Below are 25,720 nucleotides of genomic sequence, written 5' to 3' on the forward strand. Positions count from 1 at the left end.
CTATAATGTATTTTGTGAATAGTAACTGACAATATAATTATTAGCATCAATTTATCATTCAACTCAGTTATTTAAGGTAAGGCTAATAGAAACGCCAAGAAAATAATGACTGACTGATTATGGATTTACTTTTATTCACTTACGAAATAGGCTGTCACAAAAACCTGACATCAATCTCACATATGTAATAGGTGTGATTGCTATCTTTTGTAGCCAAATAACCTCAAGTTTAATGGTTCAGTAAAAGCATGTTGCCAGCTACGCGCGCTGAATAACTACAGGTATGTTTTCGTTTTCAGGGATATCAACTTTCTAAGGCTTATTTATTATGTCCATCAAATACGCTTGTCTCGCTCTTGCTTTTAGTACTTCTCTTACCCTTCCTACGTCATTACTTGCTGCGCAGGCAGATACTTATAAACAGTCTGCGGAGCTGATCAAGCAAACCTACGAGAGCCAACTGTATACTTTGCCCGCCTTTAAAGAAGGTCATTACGGGTTGAGGATGTACCGCCAAACCTTAGACAAAAAGTATTCAGCTGCCGTGTGGAGCGATCTGGCGCGTGTGGCCAGTCGGCTGAATCAGTTCGCAGCGGAAGTAAACACCCCAGAGCAGATCGCGGAATATTCGCAAAAACGCTTAAAAGGGTATGCTAAAGCAGCGGATGAAAGGAGCGTAAGACGCTACTCTGTGACACAAAAAATGCCTGAATACATTTATCTCGGTGTCGATTTGCTGGGTTCAATGGCAAGAGCAAATGAATATGGTCTTGAGCACATCAACGATGACAAGTTGCGTAAAGTGATTCGACGCTACAATTTTGAACAATACGCAACAGACCAAGAGATGATAAAAGCTTGGGCAGCACAGTTGGCGAACCAAGTATATTGGCTAAGACAAATTGGCGAGCAAGACGTGGTCGATGAATTCACCACAGCATTTCAACTGGCCTACCCAGACTCTCAAGACGAGCAGTTATCGAAGCAGCAGTTTGGCAACAAAATCTATGGTATGACCCACATTATCTTCGCTGATTCCGAGTACTACCAACACCAAGTAAGCGAAAAACAGCATCAATGGATTTATGACTATTTCCGCACTCATATCGATACGATTTTAATTCGAGCAAAGGAAGACGTAATTGCTGAAGTCGGTATTACGTTTTTGCTTGCGGGTTTGGAAAATGACCCTGTGGTTGAGAAAACTCGCAAGGCAATTCAAGGTTCAATCGTAAAAGAACAGGGCATGATCCCTTCAGTCACTGGCGATTTTGACCTGCCCTATGGCGAACATCGCAACGTACTAGCCGTTATGTTGCTCGACTGGCAGCAAGTCAACGAAGCACCCACATTCCAAAAACACCCAAAAGTCTTTTCTGGCTTACCTTACGGATTAGTTCCTCAATAAGAAAAAGAGCAACCGAATTGGTTGCTCTTTTTCTTAATAATCGCCATTAAACCCACTGAATATTTGAGCGCCGTTTTAATAACCTAATCAAGCGAGGAATCAGAATATTCAGCATACTGGCAAAAACGATCAAGCCGAGCCCAATAAGCTGATACACGCTAAAGCTCTCGTTAAAGAATGTTGCCTGCCAAATCGCAGTAAAGAGGAGATTAGTAAATATCAGTGGTGCTAGCTGCGAACCAGAAGATGCCAGTTTATACGCCTTTGAGCGGAAGATTTGCGTATTAATGATCAATAACGACACAGCAAGCAAAGACGCAATCGCCACGCCATTGAAGTTCGATAGTCTACCGACAATCGCCATTCCGTCTGCTCCCAAGAATAATACCGGCATCAACAAGACCGCGGCATAGGCAAACGTCCAAGCGTTAATGTCCATTGCCCTCATATTACCCTTACTCACTCGATATAAGCTCAACTGAGATCCCGCATTAAATAGCCCCGCCAATAACCCAATCAGTAACTCTGGTCGAAATTGTATTCCACTCGGGTCGCCCGCAAGAAATAACACGCCACAAAATGTCAGTGCCAATGATGCAATCGTTAGCCACTGGACTCGCACCGAAAAGATTAATTTTTCTAACACTGGGATAAACAGTGGACCAGTACTAAACAACACAACACTTTCAACGAGTGTGAGCACTTGAAGCGCGTAGATAAAACACACTTGGCAAGCCGCAATACACACGGCCCTTATCCATAACGGTTTCACCATATCACGTGGGGGTTTGCGAAAAGTCGTGACGCACATAATGAACAATAAAATGATGGCAGGTATTACAAACCTTAGAAAGCTTAGCTGTTCTGGACTAAAGTCTTGAGACAAAAATTTGGTTAGTAGCCCTGTCAGTGACAAGCTCAATGTAGACGACAACATGAATAATACTGGGGTAAAAAACTGCGGCATACCTCACTCCTCTGTTATCAACAATTATAATTGAGTGAGAAGTGATTAAATAACGAGTAATATTAACCAAACACTTAAGAAAAACTTACACATGAGAAAGCTTGCACCACTTAAATCCTTATACTCTTTTGTTGCTGTTGTAGAAACGGGCAGTATGAGCGACGCTGCAAATGTACTGAATGTAAGTCACTCCGCCGTAAGCCAAGCCATCAAATCGTTGGAGAACCAACTGGGTAAGCCCTTGTTTCAAAGGGTGGGCCGTCAAGTCGTGCCCAACGCATTAGGTAGAAAATATTACCGAAGTGTCGCTCCTGCATTGGAAAACATTGTCAGTGCCACTGCATCCATCATACAGCCAGCCCAATCCAGTCATTTAACACTAAACATGATCAACTCACTGGCTATGCATTGGTGGATCCCAAGGGTGAGTGATTTCCAGCAATATGCTCCAAGCGTCGATATCCGAGTTTCCAACATTGTCGGTCGCTTCGACCTCGTCGAACAGGGAGTAGACGTCGCACTGATACACGGGAAACCAGAAGACTGGCAGGATTACCACTGTGAGAAGCTGGGTGATGATGAATTGGTACTCGTGTGCAGCCCCGAGCTAATAGAGGACGTAAGTTCGCTAGCACTTGCAGACATAATTTCTGGCTACCCAACGATCACTGTGGCCAACGAAAGGCGAAAGAACGATTGGCAAACCTGGTGTGATGCTTTTGGACTCCCATTACCTAAACAGCAAAAAAACTTGTCTTTTAACATTTCGATTCAAGCTGTCCATGCCGCGATTCGTAAGCTCGGTGTCATCGTCACTCACCGCTTGTTTGTTAAAGATGACATTAGCCTTGGTTTGTTAACTGAGCTTTCACCACCAGTCATCAATCCTCATCAAGAATTCTATTTCGTGTGCCAGAAGTCTGAGCTACAAAATGAACATGTTCTGCAACTGCGTAGTTGGCTGAAATCAGAGTTCAATAACATCAAAGATGGTGCAACCAAAACCTCATAGGAACGGGTTTAGAAGGCTTAGAACGTTAAATCAGTCTCTACGCTATATAATATTTACGACTAGCGTAAGTCGTTTTTATTCCAGAACAGCATTCGTTAAAAGCGTCCTATTTTTGGCTCTTTTCATACTTCGACACCTTATGCTGGAAGAATACAAAGAGTTAAAAAAGCGTCAAAACTCAGATAAACAACTCTACACATATCATAAGTAGTGAAATCTGCTGTTAAATTGTTGACTTATATCACATTGATAATTTGTATACTCCATTCAGGTTCCATTTTTTAAACTAGACTTAAATCGAGTATTTCTGGGCCGCGCAGTCGCCTTAAGAGATAGTTTCTAACGATATACAAGTAGGTAAGTGATGACCAACCTAGTGGGACGACACTTAGAAGAAATGGCGGATATGCGTTCTACTCGCAAGCGTAGAGTTGTGTTGTTGACATCAGTTGTCGCTTCCTGCCTTTTTTTCTTCTATGCCGTTGTCCACTTCAACAATCAAAGCTATCAATTTGGTTTGCTCAATATTGCTTGTGTCGTAGCGATTACCATAAATGGGCTGTACTTAATTAAGTATCCAACGAATAATCACTGCGATTTAATTCTGTCCGGCGTTCTGCTTTTTCAAGGTGTGGTATTGCTGCTGTACGGCGAAACTGTCGCCAGCAGGTTGCTATGGATCTACCCCATCTTAGCGGCGGTTGTGTTTCTTAATGACTTTAAAATTGGCGTCATCTTCAGCACTTCATTCTGCCTAATTGTCGGTTTGGCCATGTTGCTACCGCACACTATTGCTCTCCCTCCTAGCTTCTCCGTTGATCGCTTTCTAATTAGCTTGTTCGCGCTGTGCTTGATTTGCAATACCTCTGCTTACTACTACTCAAAAGTCGTGAATTATATCCAGAGCTTGTACCAAGAAGGCATAGAAGATCTTGCCTATATGGATCAACTAACAGGGTTGGCCAACCGATGGAGTTTTGAGAACTGGGCGGCGGAAAAGCTCATAGAGAAAAGCAACAGTAGCCAAATCACGGCGCTGGTATTCCTTGATATTGATGATTTCAAATCCATTAATGATACCTACGGACACGATGTTGGCGATCGTGTCTTACAGCACTTCGCCAGCCGCTTGAAAAACAATATTCGTAATAAAGACCGCAAAACTGATAAGCACGACTATTCGATTGCCCGGTTCGCTGGAGATGAATTTGTGTTGTTACTTTACGATGTACGAACAAGAAAGGATCTGGATGCGATATTAGAGCGGATTTGTGGACTGTTTGAGCAAAGCTACCAAAGCTCTCAACGTATAAACCGTCTGACCGTCAGTGTCGGCGCTGCACTGTTTCCCAATGATGCCACCAATCTACCTGAGCTTACCCGCTGTGCAGACAAAGCCATGTATGCAGCCAAACACGCGGGAAAGAATCAGTATCAGTATTATCATGGAGAAGCACTTAACCCTCTCCATGAAGTCAATGAAAACTCAGATAGTAAAGTCACACCCTTTATTCGTAATTGAATGAATTACGGATTAGCTGGTCATGTACATTGCCCATAAGCTCACTAAGCCTAGGACAATCAACCAAATCGTATAACGGGCGTTATTAGGTTTGTCTTTTTTTGGAGTCACCACGGGTTTCATCGCCGCAGACTTAGCCGCAGCAACAATTGATGGTCGTTCTCGCATTTCGTCTTTACGCGCTTGCGCCTTGTTCGCTACCTGTGTAAAACGGTGCCTCTGCTCTGTTGTTAAGTCCAGGTTTGGATCGTAACGACCATGTTGATCTGTATGTTTAGGTACGACAGCCATATCAACCTCCTGAAGCAATTTCTCACTTTAAGTATAGTAAATAACCCTCTACTCCCTTCATCACCGCTCACAATACCACCAAAATCTTGTTCGAATATTTTGAATGACTAGCTCGAGCTGCCCCTCTGATATTACTCTCTGATTCCTCTTACACTGACTTCATAGCATTTAGGAGGCATCATCATGACAACCATTAGACACATTGCCCAAATTATTCCTTCTCATCCAACATCGGATGGTGACGGCGTTAAAATTCGTAGAGTCGCTGGATTCAACAATGCAAGTTTCTCTCCATTTTTGATGGTTGACGAACTTAAATCGGACAGTAAAGCCGATTATGTGGGAGGTTTTCCTCCCCATCCGCACCGAGGAATTGAAACTCTGACCTACATGCTGGATGGCCACTTTCAGCATCGTGACCATATGAACAATGTCGGTGAACTGAGGTCCGGTGGAGCACAATGGATGGCTGCAGGCCGTGGCGTAATCCACAGTGAAATGCCAATTATGGAAGATGGTCAGTTACATGGCTTTCAGATTTGGATTAACCAACCGGCGAAAGACAAAATGGCTCCAGCTCAATATCACGACTTCCAGCCAGACACCATTAACGAAGTACACAATGAAGAACAAGGCCTAGTACGAATGATCGCTGGAAGCCTTGGATTGCAAGGGGCTCAACAATCAGGTCCTTTGGATAAAACCGGTGTTCCATTATCTGTCGCAGACTGGCGAGGCAATGAAAACCAGCAGATATTCGCCAATACGCCATCACATCACAATGCAATGATGTATGTATATAAAGGCGAAATAGACATTGATGGGCAGAACATTGCTGCTGGAAACATGCTGCTGATGGGCAAAGGTGAAGCAATTGAGGCAATTGCAACTCAAGACAGTGGAGTGCTGATCTTTGTTGGTGAGCCTATCGATGAGCCTGTTGTTCACTACGGTCCATTTGTTATGAACACGACTCAAGAAATTGAACAAGCGATTCAAGACTACAACAACGGTGTCTTTGAAACGTACTAAAAGGGGGAGAATTTCTCTTTTTGATTCTCAATTTGAGAATCATTTTACACATAGCTAAAACAGGTACCCATGTGATGGCAATCCACTGCGCTTTCCGTACTACCTGAATATGGTAACGCTATTTGCCACGTCACCTTAAGTGACGTGGCTTTTTTAGGTATTTCTTACAAGTATTCACATAAGTAAGCGGTTGATACTGCTACTTTTAAGTCGAAAGACGAATCGCCTATCACTTCGAATGATTCACCAGAGTTGAATGTCGTCCAGTCTGAATCGCCGACACGCTTAATCGTTAATGCCCCTTTTACCACTGTCATGCGCTCAGGTGCAGCGGTACCAAATGTATATTCGCCCGGTGCCATCACACCTACGCTACTGTCGCCATCTTGCTGCTGGAAACCTAGAGACTTAACATTTCCTTCAAAATACGTGTTTTCTTTGATCATTTTTCTTCCTTGGGATAAACATCGACAAAATTCGATATCTGGTTGTATCGAATATTTCAATTAATCACAAGCATATTTGCAGGAATGAGCCAAACTTAGTTTATGCATCAATTACATTTTCTCAGAGTAGCTTTGAGTAAAAGATCAAATTTACATATGTACCGTTTGCGAGAATTCTCAAAATCAGTCAGGCTTAATGTTCTCCTCCTCAATAGGCATTCGAAAAACAGCGGTATTCGTCATGGCAGTAAGCAAAGGAGTCAGCAATGCTAGCAAAGCTCCTACAACCAGTAATAATCCGCTCATGACTCGTCAGCGAGCAATTAAAACTGCCCTCACCGTAATACTTTGTATTATGGGGTTTGGTTTTGCGTCTCTGATCTATGTCAGCTACCAAGAATACGTCAATCCGAAACATGTTTACGGCGATTGGATTGAAATTGGTGCGCCAAACTACAATACAGAAGTATTGACGTTGAATGAGGTGGGATTTTTTCGAAACCATCGACTCATCACCACTCACTTCGAGTTTGATGGCAAGCGTGTGCATATAAAGACAGGCGACGGAAAGGCTGTCTATCAAATTGCTGGGACATTCGAGTCTCCCCAGTTAAAGCGCTTAGTTCCAAACAGTCCCACACAGATTTTCATCAAAAAAGGCTATGAAAGCACCGTCGACATGGAAGGCGGTGGAGGTGTGGCGAAAAACCGTCGAGCCGCTTTAGCCGATCATTTCAGTGGAAAAAAATAAGCAGCGATACGCTGCTTATTTTTGTTTTGGCTTACCCTGTCAGCACACTATCTTCTGGATACTTCAATAGCGTCGGCTCTGGCCGAGCTAACATGTACGCCAGCGTCAGTGGACCTATTCGCCCAATAATCATCACCACAATCATAATGTACTTCCCTGGCTCAGATAATTCTGCCGTGAGCCCGGCCGTCAGCCCAACTGTTGCGAATGCAGATATTACTTCAAAGACCACTTTGTCAAAGCTAGATTGCTCGGTAATCATTAGTAAGAACATCGCAGTCGTCAACATTGCCCCACTGACCACAATAATCGCTAAAGACTTAGTCACCGCCTGCCAGTTGACCGTTCGTTTAAACATCACCACGTGTTTCTTCTGACGTAGAAAGGTCCAAGTCGCCACCAATGCGACTGCAAAGGTAGACACTTTGATCCCGCCCCCAGTCGATGTTGAACCAGCACCAATGAGCATTAGCACTATCATGACCAGCAAAGCTGGCTGAGTAAACTGGCCTATATCGACACTATTAAAGCCTGCCGTGCGCGCCGTAGCAGACTGGAAGAACGCAGTCAGCCACTGCCCTCCCACCGACAAGTCAGACATCGTGTTTGGGTTTGCTCGCTCGAGTGCCCACAACATCACGGTACCAAATAGAAGTAACATTGGTGTTGCTGTCAGCATGATTTTGGTGTGTAGGTGAAGATGGTTGAACCCTCTTTTCCAGTTAGCCGATACATCCCCGACAACAGTAAAACCAAGGCCACCGAAAATAAATAAACAGGCCAGAACAACTAGAACCAATGGGTCTTCGGCAAAACTCATCATACTGTCTGAAAACAGGGCGAATCCAGCATTATTGAATGCTGAGATGGCATGAAACAAAGCGTAAAACATGCCAGTCGACCAGCCCATTTCTGGTACCCATCGAATCGACAAAAACACAAAACCAATGAGCTCTGCAACCAATGCGAAAATGACGATTTTTTTCACTAGGTTGCGTAGGTTCACTTTTCTATCTTGCCCTAGTGCATCTTTTGCTAGTGCTTGCTGTTTCAGGCTCAATCGCACACCAAACATATACAAAAGCACGGCAGACAATGTCATTTGCCCTAGCCCGCCCACTTGCATCAAGAACATCAGCAAGATCTTTCCAGACAGCGTAAAGTGCTCTCCAGTATCGACAACACCTAGTCCAGTCACACTGATCGCCGATGTCGCTGTAAATAATGCATCAGCCATGCTCAAACCGGTGACAGAAAACACTGGCAGCGTTAACAAGATTGCAGAGGGGATCAGAACAGCCAGAAAGCTGATGAGGATAATCCTAGGTTCAGAGCCTTTCTTCTTGGTCTGCTCTTTTTCTAACGAATAGAAAACACCTAAACGGTTAAACGGGTTCATAACGAGCTCAATTTTTTCGCAAGAGTGGCTTTCGGGCCGACAAGAATTATCACATCACCAATCTCTAGCACCTTGCTCATCTCTGGCGCTTTAGTGACTTCAGGCCCACGTTTGAATCCAAGAACCTGAACACCTTGCTCTTTACATAACGACAGGTCTGAAAGCTTTTTACCGAGCAACCTCGCTCCAACCACAATCTCGGTCATCGCAATATCGCTACCCAATTCATGAAATTCCAATACGCGTTTGTCTAGCATCTTGCGCGCGACACGTATTCCCATATCTCGTTCTGGCAAGATAATATGGTCTGCGCCTATTTTCTGTAGGATCTTAGCGTGGAACTTGTCGTTTGCTTTTACCCAAACCGACTTTGCTCCAGCTTCTTTGACGACGAGTGTAGTAAGAATACTGGCATTGACGTCCGAACCAATCGAAACCATCACCATATCGTAGTCTTCCAACTTTAACTCGGACACCGTCTCTTCAATGGTGCAGTTTGCCACGATAGCTTGAGTAACAAAGCCAGCCGCTTCACGTACGCGATCTTCATTAATATCGATGGCTAGGACTTCAGCGCCCGAGTCTTGAAGCTCTTTACACACGGATAAACCAAATCGGCCAAGGCCAATCACTGCGAATTGCTTATCACCCATTTTCATAGCTATACCTTAATACATTCACAAAACCAACGAAGTGTGCGCCTAAAAAACAGGCTTATCAAACTCAGAATCCTAATCCTGACACGATTCTGACTTAAAGCAAAAACACTAATTTTGGACCTATTAATTAATTGATTTTTAAAAGAATAGATTAGGATTTATACTCTAGCTAATCCCCTATGAAAAAAGACCTGACTATGAATGAGTTACTTACTCAACTTCACACTTACAGCAGTGAGTTCACGCAAGATTGGAATAACAGCGTTCTATTTATCACCGCCGCTAGTTTCTTTGCTTGGATAGTCTGGCGATTGGTTTATGGCCGTTTAGAAGTGCTGGCAGAACGCACGTCATTTGAGTGGGATAACTTAACCCTACATGCATTAAAAACACCAGTAAGCACACTCATATGGTGTTGGCCCGGTACGGTTTCTTTAGGCTTCTTACTGCAAGACCAATTTGCTTCTAAGCTCAACTGGCTAAGTACACTCAAGCTGCTCTTAGTGATTGCGATATTCGTCTGGATCATCATGCGCTTGATTTCCAATATTGAGCAGTATGTTCTGGAGCAGCAAAATAGAGATGAAACCACCGTTCAGGCGGTTGCTAAAGTGGCGCGATTATTCTTCATCACTATCGGTACGCTTACCGTTATGCAGGCGTTCGGCCTTAGCCTATCTGGTCTATTAACCTTTGGTGGCGTGGGTGGCTTGGTCGTCGGTTTCGCTGCGAAGGACTTACTTTCTAACTTCTTTGGCGGCATGATGATCTACTTCGATCGTCCGTTTAAAGTCGGTGACTGGATTCGCTCACCAGATAGACAAATTGAAGGCACTGTAGAGCGTATTGGGTGGCGAATGACCATCATCCGTACCTTCGATAAAAGGCCGCTTTACGTTCCAAACTCAGTATTTAGCAGTATCGTGGTAGAAAACCCATCAAGGATGTTGAATCGCCGCATCAACGAAACGATAGGTATTCGATACGATGACGGAAGAATGGTTGAAAGAATTGTCTCTGAGATAAAAACAATGCTGGAAAACCACCCAGACATCGATACTCAGCAGACTCTGATCGTAAACTTCAATGCTTTTGGTCCATCATCTCTTCAGTTGATGGTGTACACCTTCACCAAAACCGTCAATTGGATTCGCTATCACGAAGTGAAGCAAGATGTGCTGCTAAAGATAATGGATATCATCCATCAACACGATGCTGATATCGCGTACCCAACGCAGACCATTAAACTCGAACCTCAAGTCGAGCCGTTAGGTGAACAGGCACAATAGAAAAAGCCCTCGTTTAGAGGGCTTTTCACTTCTAGCTGTTTAAGTTAAAGCGCATTTCTCGCCAAAGCAGGCTCTTGCTCGAGCTCGATTCCTTGCCACCAATACGTATTGTAGATGCCACTATTTGGCTCGATAGTTTGCCCAACCATCGGGGTAGTCAGAACGGCACCGACCTTATTGGCTTCTTCAATCAAATCAGTCATTGGTTGATCCCATTTATGAGCAAACAACTCAAATGTCGACCAGTGTACCGGGAACAGTTGTTCCGCTTGCAAATCCAAATGCGCTTGCATCGTATGCCTTGCTTGCATGTGCCCCCAGTTTTCAACCGGGAAACCCTTGCCATCTTTCACGTTAGCCGCTACTTCAATGAAAGCCATATCAAACGGCCCAAGTTCGTCACCAATTTGTTTGAAGTGAGTGTCATAAGCGGTATCGCCACTGTAAAAAACTCGTCCGTGGTTACCGCGAATGGCCCACGATGCCCATAACGTCTGATTCGAATCGAAACCAGTTCGACCAGAATTGTGGTTTGCTGGTGTCGCCGTAAATTCAACGCCATTGATGGTTTGCGACTCCCACCAGTCAAATTCCTGAATGCGACTTGGAGATACCCCCCACTTTTCTAAGTGTCGCCCCACGGCTAACGGAACAAAGAACTGTACTGGCTTATCGGCATAAAACCGGATTGTCGATTCTTCAAGATGATCATAGTGGTCATGCGAGATCACAATCACATCAGGAGTAGGCAAAGCATCACGAGTCACAGGGGCATTTACATTTCTATCGAATAGCTTCTTAGCGATCCGGGGAGAAGCATATTCGAACACAGGGTCGATTAGTACTCGCGTTTTATCGACTTCAACCAACAAACTGGAGTGCCCTAACCACGTCACTCTTAAGTCGTCACTCGCAGTAGCGAGCTTCTCGATATCCACCGTTTGGTGAGGGAGCTTTGCCTGGGGCTTAAGTTTGCTGCGTTCAAAGAAGAACGTCCACATAACGCTAGACATGCTTTCTGAACTAGGAACATTAGGCATACGAGTAATCACTTTGTCGCCGTCGAATTGAGGTGAGTTCGCGATCCTTTCTAGTCTATGCTGCTCGCTTAACTGTGTATCAAGGTTTTCATCCGCTTTTAGCCAATGACTGAAACCTACAACACCTAATGCTGATAACACTGACGCTTTCACTGCTTTACTCATTTTCATGACCTATTCGCTATTCAAGAAAGTAAACGATGGTGTATACTTTAGACACTACCCAATTAAAAGTAAACACCATCGTTTACTTTTAATTACCCAAAGGGACAAGAATGATTAAGAGAAGTGATATAAAACAAGAAGATATCATTAGATCTGCCATCGAAGTTTTTTCTCAAAAAGGCTTTGAACAGGCCAGCATGGAAGGGATTTCCAAGCAAGCCGGCGTATCTAAACGGACACTTTATAAGTACTACCCTAATAAAGATGCCTTGTTTGAAGTTATTGTAGATAGGCTAATGTGTCGCTTTGATGACCAATGTGCTATTCAATTTGAACCTTCTGTGTCAGTGTCTTCTCAGCTCACTGAGATTACCTTGAAGCAAATGTGTTACATCAATTCAGAAGACTTTCAGATTACAGCTCGACTCGTGATGGCGGAATGTATCCGCAACCAAGAAACAGCTCAGGTGCTGATTAAGAAATTCACCGCCATAGAAGACTCTTACGGGCTACAGCAATGGGTACAGCAAGGTATCGAGCACGGACACTTGCAAGTTGATGATATTGGACTTGCGGTAGAACAGTTTATCGGCAGTATTAAAGCCATTGTTTTTTGGCCTCAGTTACTTACCCACCAGCCACCACCTAGCTGTGAAGAAGTAAAAATCGCTGTTGAAGCGGCATCTAGAAGTTTCGACAAGACATATAGCGTAACATCAGCGCCATAAAAAAAGCCGTATGGAAACATACGGCTTTTTTAATTCTTCTCTGATTACAGCTTAAAGAAAGCTAACTGAAGCTTCTGCTTTTCAGCTAATTGAGAAAGCTCACCACTTGCACTTGCACTCTGGCTGATGCCCGCGACATTTTGGTTAACTAGCTCTGACATGTTAACAACACTACGGTTGATGTCTTGAGTAACCTGAGATTGTTCCTCAGCAGCAGTGGCTACTTGAGCATTTGAGTCGTTAATACAAGTCACTGACTCTGTAATACCAACCAGCGCATCATTTGCACGTCGGGTTAGCTCGTTATTACGCTCCAGCATTTCTAAGCTTTGCTGCATGCTGTCATTTGCTGTACCAGACTGCTTCTGAAGCTCTTCGATAATCGTTTGGATCTCGCCCGTTGATTCTTGCGTGCGCGCAGCCAACATGCGTACTTCGTCCGCAACGACTGCAAAACCACGTCCAGACTCACCAGCACGCGCCGCTTCAATAGCCGCGTTCAATGCTAGTAAGTTTGTTTGCTCAGAAACGCTGCGAATCACTTCGATAACATCATTAATCTGCTCAGATTGCTGTTTTAGTGTGAGTACAACATGCGCAGCTTCATTTAGTGCCACAGACATTTGCTCGCTTGCTTCGGCACTTTCTTTGAAAATCGACAAGCCAGATTTGGCTAACTCATCGGCTTCACGCGCTGTTGAGTCTGCCGTTGTGGCATTATCACTTACGTTGTTTGCAGTGCTTGCCAACTCATTAACTGCTGAAGCAACTTGTTCGATTTCCGACAGTTCTTGCTGAGCATTTTGCTCTGATTGAGTCATTACCGCCGCTAGCTCAGTCGCAGCAGAAGCAACATCTTCAGAAATGCGAATAAGCTCATCTACCGTCTTGTGTAGCTGGGTTGCTGTGGTATTAACATCTTCACTCAACGCAGCGATTTCATTGGTACCGTCCGCATCGGCGCGAACAGCCAAGTCGCCCGAAGCAAGCTGACGCATTACAGATTGAAGCTTCTGAACCGGGCTGACAATCATGCCTGACAATAACCAAGCACCAATAAGGGAAACAACCAGAACAGCCAACACTTTGATCATTGCAGACAACTGGACGCTAGCGTTCTGTGCTGCGCTTTCTTCCATAAGTTTCGACGCCACGACATTGACACTTTGTGACAAGGTGTTGATGCTCTCCACCATATGGTTACCAGCATCGCGATATTCAGAAATAAACTGCTCGTATTCGCGGTCGCTTAGTAAGCCTTTATCACGTTGAGTAAAGTAGCCAACAGCACGAGTCGAAAAGGCCACGTACTGTTCAATAGCAGCTTGAACGTCACCCACTTCATTGCGGAACGTGTTGCGAGCAGCCATTTCATCCAATTCACGATTAATCACGGATAGCGTGCTATTTAACTCAGCCATAAACTGATCGCGACGGCTCGCATCATAAATTGCATAGACTGCACTGATTCGTAATGGGTATACCTGGTCATCGATCTGAGCCAGCATATCTTTGTAGTACATCAAAGATTCAGTGTTAGATTCCACCGCTTCTTGCTCACGCTGCAGATCGTTCTTAGTGATCCAAAGTGCAATGAACAAAGCGAAACAAGTGAATAACACGGGAAGTAATATTTGCGTTCGAATAGACACATTTTTGAGAGAGATTTGCATTGAAGCCTCTATTATATTTTTGTTATCAGCGTCCATGCGTTGGGAATAGTCCCAGATAATTTAAGGCACGAATATTAGACTTAGTTCACACTTTAGTCCAGATATAACGTGCCTATTATGAGAATAATTCGTTAAAGAGTTAGCAGGTGAATATCAAACCGCACAAAACAATAAACCTCATTTATCTTTGAGCAACAACTCGGTATCAAGCACTTTCCAAGTCAAATTTTCTAAGCGCTGCTTTAAGATATCAAGTTCACGCTGAGCTTCACTGATCTGCCCTTGCTCTATCAAATCATCAACATATACCGCCCTGCCATATATTGGAGATAGGCTGACTGCGAAGTCTTCCATTGATTTGGTTTTTGATTGCAGTTCTCTCAGTTTCCCTTTCTGCGCTAGAAGCGACAAATTAGCCATTTGAGTTCGAATTTGACTAAAACGCTCCATATAGCGCTGATTACTTTCAAGCGCCGACAACTTGGCATGTTGAACCTGGTCGTATAGTTCCTTAACTTCTTGGTCTTCCGGATAAAGAGACTTCAATGCGCTTGCGAATGCCTGTGCTTCAGCCTTGTATTCATAGAAAGGTTGCTGCAAGTTTTCAGTGACAGAAGAAGCATACAAAGGAACGACTTGCGGTCGAATGTCCTGACGCTGATTGTCATCAAATGCGCTCTTAAACACTTCAACTTGGCCCTGCTCTTTGAGAGTTGCTACCGTTTGGTCAACATAGTAATTGACCTCTGGAGCAGGCAAAAACTTAGGGATAATCATTGTGATGACAGCTAGAACCACACCAACTGCAGTACCAAAATAGAACGCCTTTTTCTTACTTTTCGTTTCTTCTGTACTTTGTTCAGTGTGGTGCTGAACATTTGAGTGAGACAGCGTTTCAAGCCGATCAATATGCTCAAAGATGACAAAGCCAAGAGCTTCTAGATTGGGAAGATGACTTGACTGCACAACTTGTAAAGTATCGTGCAACCTAGAGCAGCTTTGCTCACATCGGTACAGCTCCCTCAGTACCTCATAGTTGGGTTTCAACGTTTTGAGCTCGACTAATGCTTTTGAAACTACCCAATCAATCAGCTCTTTCTGAGCCTTAGCAGCTTTGCTATCAAATTGGCTTTCAACCGAAACCACCGTCGCCATGAGTTCCATACCGTTAGCAAAACCTGCAAGCCCCTGCACTTTCATTGATGCAATGGCGTAATAACCACACATCATCAGGTCGAGACCGTGGCTATGCGCTAAGTTCTCACACTCATCTTTGACGAGTTTCCAATCTGTTGAGCCCGTTAGTGGCGAGTTTAGGCGGTTGATCTGTGAACGGACTTTTTGGTAGCTGTCTTGCGAGCGTACCAGTTCTGAACTGACAACCAGATGAAAGGGTCTACCGTCGAGGTAAATAACATTGGACATATACTTCATTCCAAAAAATGTAGCAGGGAGGATCCCTGCTACGTTATAGGTTAATAAAGCGTTTTAGACAATTTGAAAGACTTAAATAGCCTCTGAGTAAACGGGTTAATGTCTGCTTCAGAGTTGAGGCGATAAATCATGTCTCCATTGTCGACCGAGAACTTGAAGTCCACAGAAGTTGGGCTCGCTGCAATAACATCACTAGAATCAAGCAACCTAAAGAATGCCCAAGGCCCTTGGATATTGATGCTGCGTGGCGACATATTGCTCTTAGTCGGAACCAGTGTCACTTTGGATACCGCAGACTCTCGCAACGTGTTTGGCCACACCAACTCAACACTCTCTCTCGGACCATGGCTATAAGCCAGATACTGACCGTCAATATTGAGCACACTACGGCGCTTATTCGTACTCAAGCGCAGAGGTTCCATAGAGAAGTTCACATCCAAAATACCTTTTCGGTTGAAGAATGCTTGTTGGATCTTTTTCGCTTGGCTGAGTTGGTCTAACACTTCTTGTCGGATAATCGATTGATTGCTGTCCGCATCGCCTACTGAAATATTCTCCTCGATGAACATTTGTAGTTGATTGGTATAAAAGCTGTCTAATGTACCGTTAGGCGCGAAGAAGGCTTCAAAGTCACGCAGTGCTGCATCCTTTCTTGAACCTGACTTAAACGGATAACGGTTAGAGAGTTTTTCTTCATATACGCTATACACATCCGAATACCAACGAACCTCTAGGTGTTTAATCGCCTCTTGCTTAACGACATACCAACTTTCGTCAGCCAACTTATTGATCATGCTGTCGAGTGGCTTAGGCAAACCAGAGGCAATGCGCTTCAAAGTGTAAATTGGGTCGGCATTTTGTAATTTCACTCTTGCTTTGGTCGCATCCAGAGCAGCTGTACCTACATCGGGAGCGTTTTGGATAGCACTTAGGTAATTTTGTAACTCTTCGACTGCTCCCAATACTTCATTGAAATACGCTGGCTTGTCTCCAACGGGCGTGAGCATTGAATTGAGTTCAGAGAATGGCGTATCAATCATCGAGGCCACTTTGTATTTCGGTGACTTTGCAATCTCTGACTTCGCTAGCTCTTCTTTAGGCAAGTTATCGAACAGTTCTGTGTTGGAGCGAAGTGTTCTTAGTAACCTCTGCATCGGCTCAACGTTACCGGTTAGGTTTTCTAATACCGCTACCGCTTCGTTGATATCCGCAAAGTATTTCACATCAATCTCATTCAGCGCTGCACGCCATGTTTTGGTGTAATCCGCCACGTATAGATCGCGAATCTTCCTGCGCAACGCTTGCTTGTCCGCTTCACTGAATTTCGCCGATTGAGATTGCCCCAATACCCAACTATCAATGAGTGCAAGCTCAGAGACGGATTCCGACTTTGGCATGAAATAGTTCTCAAAACCTTGCTTAGTCAGCATCTGAGGAATAAATAGTGCTTGGCTATCTGTTACGCGCTCCTGAAATACAACATCGAACACAGGGCCCACAAGGTTGCGAATGTTGATTGATGGTCCCAAGATTGTTTGCGCGTTGAGCTTCAGGTTACGATAAACACGCTGGTCATTTGGCATGAAACCAAGCTGTTGTTGAACATTGGCAATAATGGTGTCGTATGGCTTCATTACGTCTTCAGCCAGCGGATCGCCTTGTGCACGGTCTTTTGCCAAGTCAGTATGCTTCATCGCATAGTCTAAATGGCCAAGTAACTGCTCTTGAACGTATCGCTGACCAGAAAAATTACGTTGCCAATACTTGCCAAAGTAGTCGAGCACATAATCTTCATAGCGGCCGCTCTTATCTACCATCATTCGATAAACACGAAGTATCGACAATTTCTCTTCATCGGTTTTGGCATTGTTCAGATCAACGACAACGTCGGCCATCAGCAGGGGCAAGAAACGAGTCTGAAGCAAGTTCAAGTAAGTTTCTTCCACCATAGGCCCAATAGTGTGCCCTTGATACAGCCCAAAATCCGATATGTACTTTGGTTTATCACGGAAGAAGCCAAACTCCAGTGTCGCTTCACGGATTTTGTTTAACGGCTCTAACACTTCCTTCTGAGACATCGTGTTCGAACTGGATGCGAACTCCTGCTGGTATTCGTTTACCTTCGCTAACACGGCATCTGCTTGCTGACTGTTTGACAGGTAGTAACGATGCCAAGTCCCAAACAGCAGCACAGTCGCAATCGAGCCTACCAAGGCGGTTAAAGCCATAATTCTGCGTTTTTGCCTAGTCACACGAAAATTGTCTGACGCTAGCCCCGCTTCCGGATAGATGATTTGACCAAATAATTTTGACGTGAAGTAGACGGTAGAGTTCTTGGCGTTTTGTGCAGTATTAATCGCATGCGACAAGCCGTATCGACGAGAAGCCGCATCATCAAACGCGTTAGTGGGTACACCCTGCTGATAAACAGAGGTGAAGTAAGTACCACGTACCAGCGCTGAAGTAGAGAATTGATCGCTCGATAACGCATCTTCAAAGAAACGATGAAGAATATCTTTTAGCCCTGCCATCTGGCGTGTAAAGCTATACAAAGCATTACGTTCTTCTAGTGATACCGTATCGGCTAATGCATGCGGTAGAACATTATTAATGCGCTCGACGAACTGGCCATAGTCGGTGGTAAATTCCTTCAACCAGTTATCGAGGTCATCAACCGAATCAAGTGAGAACGTAAAGCCCAGCACTTCATCGCGCTGCGCTTTAGAGTAGTGTTTAAAGAAAGGCTCAAAACCATACATCAAATCCAGTTTGGTGAGAGCAATATAAACCGGTAAGCGTGTAGAAAGTGTTTCCATCAACTCGCGCAAGCGCGCACGCAACAAGCTTGCATAAGCCTTACGTTCTGATTCCGTACACGTTGCCAAATGTGATACGTCAACAGCCAATACAATACCATTCAGTGGACGGCGGCTGCGCGTTCTATCTAGCCAATCAACAAAATGTAGCCACAAGCGTCGCTCCATTTCACCATCGTTGTCTTCACTTTTATTACCTTGAGTCAGTAGTTCACCATCAGGATCAATCAGTACCGAATCATCCCCAACCCACCAATCGAATGAATATGGGTTCTCACTCTTTTTACCAGTCGCACGCATCACCGATGAAAACGCAAAGTTTTGACCCGAACGATTAATCAAACTGGTCTTTCCTGCATTCTCTAAGCCGAGAACTAAGTACCATGGCAATGCATACAGATAGTTACGCTTGTTGATACTTTCTTTCATACTGACCATTACTTGGTTCAGCTCTGATTCTTGTCGTTCTTCAAGTAATTTTATCGGGTCTTGCTTTAGACGCTCTTGATGCTGCTGCTCTTCGCGATAACCCACTAACGTACGCCATTGCAATAGGCCCCACAAAGCCAATGCAGCCAAAGAAAATAGTCCGCTCGCTATCGCTCTATGGAGAACGGAAGCCAAGGGTTGCTGCTCCTTAACAACCAGCCACGGCCCTGCCCACCAAATCGCGACATTGATGAGAATAACAAGGCTAAAAAGCAGTAGTGGCAATGCACTAATGAAGCCGGGTTTTAGCTGCTTAAATAGCCCAACAATATATTTCCACATGAACTTAGTCCTTTGATTTCACTGACGTTGTGAAGTTTTCTAATTGTTCTACTAATGAAGGTTCCCAATCGGTAACCGCCATTGCTTTGATTTGTTTATGCAGTGTTTGATAATGCTCTTGTGCCATCGCATCTAAGCTGTGGGCTTTGAGCAAATCTGCCGATAGTAAGCGCCAATAGAATCGGTCCCTTGGCTCCGTTGCTGCGACTAATCCGTCGTTAAGCATCGAAAGTGCCACCGCGATTCCGCCTTCTTTAGCAAGAGTGAACGCTTCTTCACGTTTTTCGTTCCAATCACCCGACACGGTTTGACTACTCGAGGAATTGCTAGCAGGCCCCGCTTGTAACCACTGTTTTACGTCTTCGCTAACAAACGGCTCACCATCTTTGAATTTCAAGTCAATGAGCGACGGTAATCGATCAATGAATTTATGTGTTTCACTCCATATCGCTTCACACCATGCTGGTTTTCCGAGGTATTCAGCGATGCGGTAGCTCATAAGTTGGCCTTCAAACCAAAAAGGCGATATCGCCAAACTGTTTTCTACTTTCCGCCATAACGCTAAATCAGGTGAGCGCATCTGGTCTTGATATTCCTTAATCCGCTCTTGAGACATAGAACGAAGAAGCGTCTCTCCAGACGGTGAGTGATCCGGAGCCGACGTCACAGACGACCAGACTGCGTAACGACGTACCCGCAGTGAAAGCTCTTGACCTGCATCTTGTTCAAACAAAAAATCGGCCACTTTGAGTAGCGTTTGTTTGCTGGACTTTTCACTGGAGTTATCAATGGCAACAGGGGCTGGCTCGATAGTATTGCTCGCAACTGATGACGATGAGTTCGGTATCACCGCCTTTTGTTCTTGTTGTTTGCGTTCTTGCGCCCGTTTAAGCTCACCTTTGATTTTTACTATAGTGATCTCCACTGCATCCGAGCCTAAGCCTAAGGAAGATACCGATTGATCGAGCTTATCTAATGCCTCCATCAACTCATCAACCGCTTGAGCATCAAACAGGTTAAAGTCCACCTTTTCGCTCACTGCCGAAAATCGTTGAATGATTTGGCTAAAGAACTTGCGACGTGGAAGCGCACCACGCTTGCCTGGCGCGGGGTAACACTCTTCCCAGTAGTGCGACATAAAATCCGCCAGCACCCACACTGAGGTGATGAAGCGCTCAGTTGATAATCGGTTATGCAGACATTGCAGCAAGTACACAACAAGCTTCAGGTCTTTGCTTTTTTCTTTCAGCAGTTTTAACGCGCTGTGCTCGACTTCATCCCATTGAACCGATGCATGGGATAGCGAACCCACTTTCATCATTTGATCTTCAATGAAGTCGAATAAGGAGTCATCTATCAGTCGATGTCCAATCGCGCTTTCCCCTTCGATAGGCACAACAATGCAATCACGGTATTGAGTTATTTCCATTTTAAACTCACCACCCACAGCGTTGTTTTAAAGCAGACAAAGACTGGTTAAGTTGTTGAGACTCGAATTCCAATCCATCGAGCTCCGCAGAGTTCGAACGAAGCACCAGTTTATCTAGCCGTGCCATTGCCCTCATCATTTCTATCGCTGGCAGCCCTCTTCCCGAGGAAAATACTAGCCCTGTTTCATCACTGCGCCAGTGCTGAACGGCACTTCCAACAACGGAGATAGTCACTCGGCCATCTTCTAGCTCGCTGGGTAAGATGACTTCCACCCGACTAATATTGTCGATACAGCTCATTTGAAGGGTTGGGTACTCAAGTTCGCTATCGCTTTTAGGTTGATTGATCGCAGGTAAAGTCAGCCATGCGTTACTGCCTTTACCTTCTCCCTTAGTATTAACCTGAGCTGTATGCGTATTCTTAGTACGCAAAGCTTCACTGTTCATCGCTCGAGTCCAAGAAACCGGCACACCACTAAAACTCGATGACTCAGCCATTGGAACCGGCGTATCAAACAACTCATCAAAGCAAGCTAATCGCTCTAAACGCTCATCTATCGCGGTGCACTGTTTCGCCTCGGCCACAAGTTCAATATCAGTGGCATAAGCCAAGCTGCTAGAGAAAGCCAGCAAGCCTATACCTAGCGTATTTCCAAGGCTTGTCTTCATGACGCTTCGATCTCCAGCTTCAAACATTTGTAAGCCAGAGTGCGCTTTGGCATACCCAGACTTTTTGCAGCTTTAGCCCTATCTCCTGAGTAATGACTTAAACGAGCATGAATAATTTGGTACTCATAATCCTTAACGGCTTGCTTCAAATCATTAATTTCGCTGAAGTCACGAACAGGCGTAGCCATGACTTCTCCACCTTGAACAACATCGCTGACATGGCTGATGGGTGAAACACTTGATGGAATACTGGCAGCACAATGCAATCGGTGAGTAAAGCAATCGGCTTCAACCTGAGTATTGTCTTGAGTCTGGGCACAGCCAAACTCAATTAAGTGTTTAAGCTCTCTCACATTGCCAGGGAAAGAGTGCTTGTTGAGGCAATCAATCGCTTTGTAGTGAACACCACGAATTTGGGTATTGTGGTGGACATTGTAATGTTTCACGAAGTGCTGACTCAGCAGTTCGATATCTTCTACCCGCTGCTTCAAAGTAGGCAGCGTGAGCGGGTACTGATATAACCGGTAGTAAAGATCTTGTCTAAAGGCTTTAGTACGTACTTGCTCAATCAGGTTCACGTGAGTTGCAGAAACGAGGCGAAAATCTGAGCTTTGTTCTTGCTTGCTACCTACAGGCCTAAATGATTTCGATTCCAGCACACGCAACAACTTTGCCTGCAATGAAAGTGGCATATCCCCAATTTCGTCTAAGAATAAAGTTCCGCCATCAGCTTGAGCAATAAGACCTTGCTTATCGCTATCTGCTCCCGAAAATGCACCTTTGCTATAACCAAACAGCTCACTTTCGAGTAGGTTGTCGGGGATGGCCGCACAGTTAATAGCAATAAATGGTGCATTTGCGCGGGTAGAGAAGTCATGTACAGCTTGAGCGACTAGCTCTTTCCCCGTGCCGGTTTCCCCTTGGATCATGACAGAAAGTTGTGATGACGCAGCGCTGACTACTTGCTCTCGCAGAGCAACCATTGCATTGCTTTCGCCCAGAAGGGTGCGGCTCAACTGGTTGCACTTATTTTGTCGCTCAGTATCGCGCGTGTAATTAGTCAAAGATTCAGATAAATCGATTTTGGCACGTTCTTCTTTGACCATTTCGTTTAGAAGTGACCACTGGTTGGAGAAAACGTCTACATACTTGATGAAAGTTGGATCAGCAAACAAGTTTTCTAGTTCAGAGGTATCGCCAATCGCTAGCAATATCGACTGTACTCGACTGACTCCCAATGGCAGTGGCTGGATCAGTACATGCCCAAACATACCCACACTAGAAGTCAGTTGTCCGAACGCGCGGTTCGAGCGCCAAAATACCAGTTCATCAGAGGTTAATAGCATTGATTGAGCCGATTGCAGCACATGAGCAAACGGCGCATCAAAATCAGATACTGACCAAGAATAGGATTTTTCACTACCACATGGCTCCAGCATGCGACCATCCTGATTAGGCACCAGCAGCATGCATTCATCGAGTCGTAAATTACGTTTTATTGTCTCGACGAAGCTTGCTGCTAAAACATCTGGTCGACGTTGGCTGACAAGCTCCGTGGCTGACATTAGCCAATCACTCATCGTTACACTACCTCTCCAATGAATTCACCTTCGCTCGCTTTGAGAGAGATACGTTGCACGTCCTCTTTCGACGCTAACTTGTTAAGCAGAGCAAGAGAAACTGGCGGAAGCAATTGGCCTTCAATAATCGCTTCCAGCATACGAGCACCATTTTCGGAACGTGTTGCGCGAGTTAAGATTTCTTCAATCAAGCTCGGCTCGATATCTACCTCAGCGCCATATCGCTGTTTGAACAGGCTTTCTAAGCGGCTTAGCTTACCTTTCACGATTTGCTCCAACACCTCTTTGTTCAGAGGTAGATAAGGCACAGTTTCCATACGCGCTAGCAGTGCAGGTTTAAAGAAAGCTGCAAGCTCTGGGTACAAAGCATCTTCAAGGCGCTCTGGGGTATCAGCGTGGTCAACAATCGTCTGGAAACCAAGGTTAGAAGTCAGGAAGAACACCACATTTTGGCAGTCAATCAAGCGTCCTTCACCGTCAGCAAGCTCCCCTTTATCAAATGCTTGGTAGAAAATATTCAACACTTCTGGGTGTGCTTTTTCTACTTCGTCGAGCAACACCACTGAATACGGCATTTTACGAATCGCTTCTGTTAACACGCCGCCTTCACCGTAGCCAACATAACCAGGAGGAGAACCAATTAAGCGAGAAACAGTATGCTTTTCTTGGTACTCGGACATATTGATAGTCGTGAGGAATTGCTTACCGCCATATAACTGCTGAGCGAGTTGAACAACGGTTTCTGTTTTACCGACACCACTCGGTCCAACGAGTAAAAATGCACCTTTTGGTCGTCCAGGACGACGAAGATCAGCTCGCGCAGTCAGTAGGTGGCGGTGAATGGTTGCAATTGCGGTGTCCTGCCCCTTAATCGCTTCACCTAGAATGCTGGTGAGATTAGTGATCTTTTCCAGCTCATCACTATTCATTTGGTCAACGGGCACGCCAGTCCAATCAGCGATGACTTCCGCGACTTGCATCGCATCAACTTGTGGATGAATAAGTAATTCGTTGTGCGGGATTTCATCAAGAAGTTGATACTGCTGTTTGATTTCTTGCGTCAACGCAGCTATTTGGTCGCGCTGTTCTGGCTCCAGATCTTCAAGGTCGCTTAATTCTGATAGCTGACGGCGAAGCTCAAGAATCTGTTCAACAGCCTCTTTTTGCATCCCCCAACTCGCCATTAAAGCGTCACGCTCAAGCTCGTCTTGCGCTTCTTTCTCCTGAAGTGAAGCTAGGCGCTCAATATCAATTTCTTGGCCGATGTATTTAGCGCGTTGAAGCATATCAATCTCAAGCTGACGCTGATGGCAGGCTGACTCCAAAAATGCTAAACGCTTCGGTGGCGTTGTCATATTTATCGCAATGCGCGCACATGCGGTATCCAGAACGTCAATGGCTTTGTCTGGTAGCTGTCGCCCTGAGATATAACGAGCGGAAAGTTCAGCCGCCGCTCTTAACGCATCATCGCTGATCAAAACATTATGAGATTGCTCATAAACACCATTCAGGCCACGTAAAATATCCACCGCTTGGTCAATACTCGGCTCATCGAGCTTAACCAGTTGAAAACGACGAGTCAGTGCTGGGTCTTTTTCAAAGTATTTTTTGTATTCCTTCCATGTTGTTGCAGCGACTGTGCTCAACTCACCACGGGCAAGCGCCGGTTTGAGCAAGTTAGCAGCGTCACTGCCACCTTCTTGGTTTCCAGAACCGATCAAGGTGTGTGCTTCGTCAATGAATAAAATGATTGGCTTCGCCGATTGCTTGATGGCGTCGATGATCCCTTTGAGGCGCTTTTCGAACTCTCCTTTCACCGAAGCTCCCGCTTGAAGCAAGCCAAGGTCAAGAGATAGTAGCTCAACATCTTTGAGCATCGTTGGTACGTTACCCGCAACCACGCGCAGGGCAAGCCCTTCAATCATCGCGCTTTTGCCCACGCCAGCATCGCCAACTACAATTGGGTTGTTCTTACGACGACGGCACAGAATGTCGATCATCAGGTTGATTTCATTTTCACGACATAAAACAGGGTCTAACGCGTTATTTCGAGCTTGTTCAGTTACATTAGTGCAGTACTTTCCAAGTACACTGCTGTCTTCAACCGCTAACCCTTTGTGAGCTGAAGCTTCGTGAACAACTGCCGTTTCCGCAGAATCTTTAACAATAAGATCAAATTCTTTGCGCAGAGTTTCAGTGTTGATCGAGTCAAGCTGACCAATAAGGGCGAAAGACAGATAGCGATCTTTACGAGCCAGTGCGGCTAGGAATATAGCGCCAGAGCGAAGCTCTGTTTGAGACAGTTCAGTGGTAGAAAGCAGCCACGCTTCCTGAAGCAACTCGACCAATAGAGGAGAAAATGCAGGGTAAGACTCCAATGCTTGTTCACGCGAGAAGCTTTCAACAATCGCTTGGTTAACCAATTCCACCTCAACATTGGCCGCTTTTAAAATCGCGCGCACGTCAGACAGTGGATTCTCTATCAAAATCGATAAGAAATGTTCAATGGTAACTTCACTGTGCTGTCTCTCGATGCATAGAGACGCAGCTTGCTCAAGGGCCAATTTACTTTGTTCGTTGAGCTTAGAAATAAGTGTTGGTAATTCAATACGGATCATTTTGATCACCTAGCCTTGTT

Annotated in this window: 20 protein-coding genes; 7 read left to right on the forward strand and 13 right to left on the reverse strand. The window is 44.9% G+C overall.

Annotated elements, in window-relative coordinates:
• Nucleotides 1–328: 328 nt before the first annotated feature.
• Complete coding sequence (locus J4N42_RS20845; protein ID WP_252031946.1) at nt 329–1,408, forward strand: DUF3541 domain-containing protein; 1,080 nt, start codon at nt 329–331, stop codon at nt 1,406–1,408.
• Nucleotides 1,409–1,454: 46 nt separating this feature from the next.
• Here J4N42_RS20845 and J4N42_RS20850 read toward each other — a convergent pair whose 3' ends face one another.
• On the reverse strand, nt 1,455–2,375 hold the full coding sequence (locus J4N42_RS20850) for a DMT family transporter (RefSeq protein WP_252031948.1): 921 nt from the start codon (nt 2,373–2,375) through the stop codon (nt 1,455–1,457).
• A 91-nt stretch (nt 2,376–2,466) separates the two neighbouring features.
• On the opposite strand from J4N42_RS20850, the gene J4N42_RS20855 reads away from it, so the two are divergent.
• Nucleotides 2,467–3,387 carry a LysR substrate-binding domain-containing protein gene (locus tag J4N42_RS20855; protein WP_252031950.1) on the forward strand — a complete coding sequence of 307 codons (921 nt, stop codon included), beginning with the start codon at nt 2,467–2,469 and terminating at the stop codon, nt 3,385–3,387.
• 364 nt (nt 3,388–3,751) lie between these two features.
• Nucleotides 3,752–4,909: a GGDEF domain-containing protein gene (locus J4N42_RS20860; protein WP_252031953.1), complete on the forward strand. Its 1,158-nt coding sequence runs from the start codon at nt 3,752–3,754 to the stop codon at nt 4,907–4,909.
• A gap of 12 nt (nt 4,910–4,921) precedes the next feature.
• Here J4N42_RS20860 and J4N42_RS20865 read toward each other — a convergent pair whose 3' ends face one another.
• The gene (locus tag J4N42_RS20865; RefSeq protein ID WP_252031956.1) at nt 4,922–5,200 is read right to left on the reverse strand and encodes a hypothetical protein; all 279 of its coding nucleotides are present in this window, start codon (nt 5,198–5,200) and stop codon (nt 4,922–4,924) included.
• 183 nt (nt 5,201–5,383) lie between these two features.
• Here J4N42_RS20865 and J4N42_RS20870 point away from each other — a divergent pair, with 183 nt between their 5' ends.
• Nucleotides 5,384–6,232, forward strand: coding sequence for a pirin family protein (locus J4N42_RS20870; RefSeq protein ID WP_252031959.1), 849 nt, complete (start codon nt 5,384–5,386; stop codon nt 6,230–6,232).
• Nucleotides 6,233–6,396: 164 nt separating this feature from the next.
• Here the strand turns inward: J4N42_RS20870 and ppnP are convergent, their stop codons facing one another.
• Nucleotides 6,397–6,678, reverse strand: a complete 282-nt coding sequence (gene ppnP, locus J4N42_RS20875; RefSeq protein WP_252031963.1) for a pyrimidine/purine nucleoside phosphorylase — start codon at nt 6,676–6,678, stop codon at nt 6,397–6,399.
• A 304-nt stretch (nt 6,679–6,982) separates the two neighbouring features.
• Here ppnP and J4N42_RS20880 point away from each other — a divergent pair, with 304 nt between their 5' ends.
• Nucleotides 6,983–7,429: a DUF2850 domain-containing protein gene (locus tag J4N42_RS20880; RefSeq protein WP_252034122.1), complete on the forward strand. Its 447-nt coding sequence runs from the start codon at nt 6,983–6,985 to the stop codon at nt 7,427–7,429.
• Between the two features lie 31 nt (nt 7,430–7,460).
• On the opposite strand, the gene J4N42_RS20885 is transcribed toward J4N42_RS20880, so the two are convergent.
• Together J4N42_RS20885 and J4N42_RS20890 are read right to left on the reverse strand one after the other, a co-directional pair.
• Nucleotides 7,461–8,828 carry a TrkH family potassium uptake protein gene (locus J4N42_RS20885; RefSeq protein WP_252031965.1) on the reverse strand — a complete coding sequence of 456 codons (1,368 nt, stop codon included), beginning with the start codon at nt 8,826–8,828 and terminating at the stop codon, nt 7,461–7,463.
• Nucleotides 8,825–9,487, reverse strand: coding sequence for a potassium channel family protein (locus tag J4N42_RS20890; RefSeq protein ID WP_252031967.1), 663 nt, complete (start codon nt 9,485–9,487; stop codon nt 8,825–8,827). The genes J4N42_RS20885 and J4N42_RS20890 overlap by 4 nt, the downstream gene beginning before the upstream one ends.
• Before the next feature lie 197 nt (nt 9,488–9,684).
• Here J4N42_RS20890 and J4N42_RS20895 point away from each other — a divergent pair, with 197 nt between their 5' ends.
• Complete coding sequence (locus J4N42_RS20895; protein ID WP_252031969.1) at nt 9,685–10,776, forward strand: mechanosensitive ion channel family protein; 1,092 nt, start codon at nt 9,685–9,687, stop codon at nt 10,774–10,776.
• A 44-nt stretch (nt 10,777–10,820) separates the two neighbouring features.
• Here the strand turns inward: J4N42_RS20895 and J4N42_RS20900 are convergent, their stop codons facing one another.
• Nucleotides 10,821–11,987 (reverse strand): MBL fold metallo-hydrolase, encoded by a 1,167-nt coding sequence (locus J4N42_RS20900; protein ID WP_252031971.1) that lies wholly within the window; start codon nt 11,985–11,987, stop codon nt 10,821–10,823.
• 104 nt (nt 11,988–12,091) lie between these two features.
• On the opposite strand from J4N42_RS20900, the gene J4N42_RS20905 reads away from it, so the two are divergent.
• Nucleotides 12,092–12,709: a TetR/AcrR family transcriptional regulator gene (locus tag J4N42_RS20905; protein WP_252031973.1), complete on the forward strand. Its 618-nt coding sequence runs from the start codon at nt 12,092–12,094 to the stop codon at nt 12,707–12,709.
• A gap of 44 nt (nt 12,710–12,753) precedes the next feature.
• Here J4N42_RS20905 and J4N42_RS20910 read toward each other — a convergent pair whose 3' ends face one another.
• From J4N42_RS20910 to tssH, 7 genes are all read right to left on the reverse strand, one after another.
• Entirely contained in the window at nt 12,754–14,382 is a 1,629-nt protein-coding gene (locus J4N42_RS20910) for a methyl-accepting chemotaxis protein (protein ID WP_252031975.1), read from the reverse strand.
• A 177-nt stretch (nt 14,383–14,559) separates the two neighbouring features.
• Nucleotides 14,560–15,807: a type VI secretion system ImpA family N-terminal domain-containing protein gene (locus J4N42_RS20915; protein WP_252031977.1), complete on the reverse strand. Its 1,248-nt coding sequence runs from the start codon at nt 15,805–15,807 to the stop codon at nt 14,560–14,562.
• Nucleotides 15,808–15,857: 50 nt separating this feature from the next.
• Entirely contained in the window at nt 15,858–19,403 is a 3,546-nt protein-coding gene (gene tssM / locus J4N42_RS20920; protein ID WP_252031979.1) for a type VI secretion system membrane subunit TssM, read from the reverse strand.
• 4 nt (nt 19,404–19,407) lie between these two features.
• Nucleotides 19,408–20,832: a type VI secretion system protein TssA gene (gene tssA / locus J4N42_RS20925; RefSeq protein ID WP_252031981.1), complete on the reverse strand. Its 1,425-nt coding sequence runs from the start codon at nt 20,830–20,832 to the stop codon at nt 19,408–19,410.
• Nucleotides 20,833–20,839: 7 nt separating this feature from the next.
• Nucleotides 20,840–21,502 carry a type VI secretion system-associated protein VasI gene (gene vasI, locus J4N42_RS20930; RefSeq protein ID WP_252031982.1) on the reverse strand — a complete coding sequence of 221 codons (663 nt, stop codon included), beginning with the start codon at nt 21,500–21,502 and terminating at the stop codon, nt 20,840–20,842.
• Complete coding sequence (locus J4N42_RS20935) at nt 21,499–23,082, reverse strand: sigma-54 interaction domain-containing protein (protein WP_252031984.1); 1,584 nt, start codon at nt 23,080–23,082, stop codon at nt 21,499–21,501. The genes vasI and J4N42_RS20935 overlap by 4 nt, the downstream gene beginning before the upstream one ends.
• A 2-nt stretch (nt 23,083–23,084) precedes the next feature.
• Entirely contained in the window at nt 23,085–25,700 is a 2,616-nt protein-coding gene (gene tssH / locus J4N42_RS20940; protein ID WP_252031986.1) for a type VI secretion system ATPase TssH, read from the reverse strand.
• Between the last annotated feature and the right edge of the window lie 20 nt (nt 25,701–25,720).

The organism is Vibrio sp. SCSIO 43135 (assembly GCF_023716665.1).
Taxonomy (GTDB): Bacteria; Pseudomonadota; Gammaproteobacteria; order Enterobacterales; family Vibrionaceae; genus Vibrio; species Vibrio paucivorans.